At 59.6% G+C, this 3,186-nt stretch carries 3 protein-coding genes and 1 pseudogene; 2 read left to right on the forward strand and 2 right to left on the reverse strand.

The window, feature by feature from the left end; translation table 11 throughout:
- Window positions 1-503, forward strand: a pseudogene (locus JHD82_RS28645) (glycosyltransferase family 2 protein); the annotation flags it as partial.
- The gene (locus tag JHD82_RS28650; RefSeq protein ID WP_199140261.1) at window positions 500-1,729 is read left to right on the forward strand and encodes a glycosyltransferase; all 1,230 of its coding nucleotides are present in this window, start codon (window positions 500-502) and stop codon (window positions 1,727-1,729) included. The pseudogene JHD82_RS28645 and the gene JHD82_RS28650, both read left to right, overlap by 4 nt.
- Here the strand turns inward: JHD82_RS28650 and JHD82_RS28655 are convergent.
- Window positions 1,726-2,874 (reverse strand): glycosyltransferase family 4 protein, encoded by a 1,149-nt coding sequence (locus JHD82_RS28655; RefSeq protein ID WP_233174940.1) that lies wholly within the window; start codon window positions 2,872-2,874, stop codon window positions 1,726-1,728. The genes JHD82_RS28650 and JHD82_RS28655 overlap by 4 nt on opposite strands.
- A 7-nt stretch (window positions 2,875-2,881) precedes the next feature.
- On the reverse strand, window positions 2,882-3,186 hold a 305-nt coding region (locus JHD82_RS28660), incomplete at its 5' end, for a UDP-galactopyranose mutase (protein WP_233174941.1).

The following is a 3,186-nucleotide window of genomic DNA, read 5'->3' on the forward strand; positions in this document are numbered from 1 at the left end:
AGATGTGTATAAGAGACAGGGCCAATGGCTTGTACAACAGGCTTGCTACTTGGATGACAGGCCATCGCGTAGAAGACCTCACCTCCGGTTTCCGAGCCGTTCGTACCAGCAAATTTCGCGAATTTCTTTACTTACTGCCCAATGGATTCTCCTACCCGACCACCAGCACGATGGCATTCTTTCGTGCTGGCTACTCGGTAGCCTACATTCCCATACATGCAGCGCCCCGTATCGGTACAAGCCATATCCGACTGCTTCGAGATGGGGCGCGCTTCCTGCTGATTATTTTCAAGATCGGCACCCTGTTCTCGCCGCTGAAGATTTTCGCTCCGGTTGCCTTGAGCATGTTCCTGCTGGCTTCCGGTTGGTACGGCTGGACCTGGTGGCACCAGGGCCGCTTCACGAACATGAGCGCTCTGCTCTACAGTGGCAGCGTCATGGTATTTCTGATGGGACTGATCTCCGAACAGATCACCGCGCTGATGTACCAGGACCGTAAGTGAGCAGCGTATCCAGCCCCAAGCCAGTTCTGCTTGTACTGGCTTCTACATACCCGCGATGGACAGACGATCCGGAGCCAGGTTTTGTCCATGAGCTGTCACGCAGGCTATGCTCAGACTTCCGTGTCATCGTGCTCTGTCCTCATGCAGCGGGAGCCAAGCCAACCGAAACCATGGATGGCGTGGAAGTCATTCGCTACCGCTATGCCCCGGAGCGCCTGCAGACGCTGGTGAACAACGGCGGCATTGTTACCAACCTGCGCAATGACCGCTGGAAGCTGCTGCTGGTGCCAGGCTTCGTGCTGATGCAAGCCTGGCAGGCTTGGAGGCTATGCCAACAACACCGGATCGCATCAATCCACGCGCACTGGCTGATCCCCCAAGGCCTTATCGCAGCCATGCTGCAGCGCTTGCCTGGATCCAGGCCCACCTTTGTCGTCACCTCTCATGGTGCTGATCTGTATGCGCTGCGCGGCGGGCCTTTGCAGGCGCTCAAGCGCACAGTACTGCGCCGCGCCCATTCCGCAACCGTGGTCAGCACGGCCATGCGCACAGCAATAGGACAGCTGGGAGGAGACACGGACAAAGTCTCTGTCGTACCCATGGGCGTGGATATGGCAAACCGCTTCGTGCCAGGTAATGCAGCGCAGCGGTCACGCAACGAGCTGCTGTTCGTAGGACGACTCGTTGAAAAAAAGGGGCTGCGTTATCTGCTTGACGCCTTGCCTGCGCTGCTCCGGGCCCAACCCGACCTGCATTTGACCATCGCAGGTTTCGGGCCTGACGAGGCGCAACTCAAACACAGGGTGATGGAACTTGATCTACAGCAAAGCGTGCGCTTTCTGGGAGCAGTGGCCCAGAAGGACCTGCCGCAGCTCTATCAGAGCGCCGCTCTGTTTGTGGCACCTTTCGTGCGGGCCGAGTCCGGTGACCAGGAAGGTCTGCCCGTTGCGCTCATGGAGGCCGTGGCCTGCGGCTGCCCGGCCGTTGCGGGCAATGTGGAAGGCCTACAGGATATCTTCGGACCACATGCACAAGAATGCATGGTAGACCCCCGTGACAGCGGCGCATTGACAGCGGCAATTCTGGGCCGCCTGCAAGCACCCGAGACCGCGGGCAAGCAAGCACTGGCCATGCGCGCAGCACTGCTGGAACGGCTAGGCTGGGAGCATGTGGCGGCTCGCTACAGTCAGTTGCTGAAGCAGGCCGGCCTGCCACTAGACCATTAGCTGCGACCCGAGGCAGTGCTTTGCTCTGCCATCCGCAGCAAAATAGGCTCTATGCCCGCAATCAGATCCGGCCAGCCCTGTACCGGAATCCTGGAATCCACGTGCATGCTCAGTTGATGCTCCAAAGCCCGTGCCAGACCGTCGGCGTCGCCCGGAGGAAACATGATCTGTGGCGTCCGCGCGAACAGCGCCGACATCTCGCCGATGTCAGCCACCACAACGCTCAGTCCGCAAGCCAGCATTTCATAGGCCTTCTGCGGGAAACAGTAGCGTCCGAACGGCGTATCCAGAATGGAGATGACACCCACATCCAGAGCCCGGAACAGATCCGCCACCTGGGCATGGTCCAGATGGCCCAGGTAGTGGACGCGATCTCCCTGCGGCGGGGGTAGCTCGGGCCGATAAGGGCCCGCCAGAACCAGGCGTGCAGTGGGATGCCGGGCAGCAATGCTTGCCCATGCCCGGTATAGCGGCTCCACACCTTTGTCCTTGTGCAACCCTCCTGCCGTGCCGATCAGCACCAGGTCTTCAGGCAGGCCCAGGCGCCGGCGTGCTTCCGACTTGTCACCTCGGCAGAAAACCTGCAGATCGACGCTACTGGGCATGGAAACGACTTGCCCTTGGGCACCATAGTCCTTCAAGACCATCTGCCGCAGCGGCTCGCTGGTTGTCACAACCAGCGAAGCATTGCGGGTGGCCTTGCGAAGCGCCGGAACAAAGCCGGGAATGCGCGCTTGGCCAAAGCCTTCGAAGTTGTCGTAAAGATCCACGGCATAAGGCAAGCCCAGACGCCTGGCCAACCAGCCGGTCAGCGCCACGTGCGGAATATCGGATGCCCCCACCAACACCTGCGGCCGAAACCTCTCCAGCTGGTCCAACAGATGCCACGGGTATCGTGCCAACCGTGGCAAGGAAAGCCCGTGGACCGACTCGCTGGCCCATAACAGACTGCCTGCGTCAGTCTGATGCCGCCAAGACACCTCAGCATCTGCCTGCCTGGTGTGGTAGTCCAGGCAGTAGCCGCGTACTTCGTGCCCCAGCACGGCAAGTTGCCGAGGAATTTCATAGAGCCGCGCATAACGGTCAAGGATCACATCCTTGCCCATATAGCGGCGTTTGCATAGAAAAGCGATGCGCATTGCCATTCCAGGCTCAGTCTCCGCCCATCAACTGCTGCGACAAACGCTGTGCTGCAGCCAGTGCAGCCGCCACCACCTGGTCCATGTTGTAGTAACGGTACTCGGCCAGCCGCCCCACGAATGTCACACCTGTCTCGGCTTCTGCCAGCTCCTGATAGCGCTTGAACAACGCCTCGCTGTCATCGCTGGGGATTGGATAGTAGGGATCACCTTCGGCTTGCGGGTACTCTCGCACAATGGACGTACCGCTATGCTGCTGGCCAGTCAAATGCTTGAATTCCGTGATACGAGTATATGCACTGTCTCTTATACACATCT

It is taken from the genome of Delftia sp. ASV31 (assembly GCF_016428765.1).
GTDB lineage: Bacteria > Pseudomonadota > Gammaproteobacteria > Burkholderiales > Burkholderiaceae_C > Comamonas > Comamonas acidovorans.

Excerpts from the sequence above, each read along its gene's own strand:
- JHD82_RS28655 (WP_233174940.1), bottom strand. The coding sequence starts at position 2,874 with ATGGCAATGCGCATCGCTTTTCTATGCAAACGCCGCTATATGGGCAAG.